This is a genomic window from Vibrio sp. 1288, assembly GCF_033344475.1.
Map to the genome: position 1 here is coordinate 1 of NZ_JAWPOX010000965.1, position 555 is coordinate 555.

Annotated in this window: 1 protein-coding gene; it reads right to left on the minus strand. The window is 43.8% G+C overall.

What is annotated here, in order from left to right; all coding sequences use genetic code 11:
• On the minus strand, positions 1-531 hold a 531-nt coding region (locus R8O11_RS30370), incomplete at its 3' end, for an SPOR domain-containing protein (protein ID WP_318195281.1).
• Positions 532-555 lie beyond the last annotated feature (24 nt).

The following is a 555-nucleotide window of genomic DNA, read 5'->3' on the forward strand; positions in this document are numbered from 1 at the left end:
AATTGCGTCAATGCTTTTAACAAAAGGCTTCAACTGTTGGAATTGAGTTGGAAGCGTTGAAATCGCTTGTTGAGCTTCGGCGCTTGTTGCGTAGTCACCGTAAAGAACCGAGAACCACTTTGTGCCGTTGACAACTTTGTAATTCTCCCAAATCGGCTGACCGTTTTGAGGCAGTTTGTTTGCAAATTGATCAACTTTAGCTTGGCTACCGACGGCGACTACCTGGATGGTGTAACCGAATCGTTGAATACCTGCTTGCTTCTTGCTCGGAGGGACGATTTTAACGGGTTTTACCTGCTCTTTTGGTGTGAGTTTCACCACTTTTTTCTCTTCAGGCTTTGCCGTCATTTTCACGACTTCAGGCTTAACGTCTTGTTCTACAACTGCACTTTCAGACGCCATTATAGGCTTAGAGACTGCGTCTGATTTATAGTCTTCTCGGTAGCTTTCGGAGGTGACATCTGTGATGTAAGTTTCCGAAACACAAGCTGAAAGAAGGACTGATAAGCCAATGATTGCGATTTTTTTCATGAAGTAACAAACGCTCTGGATAAA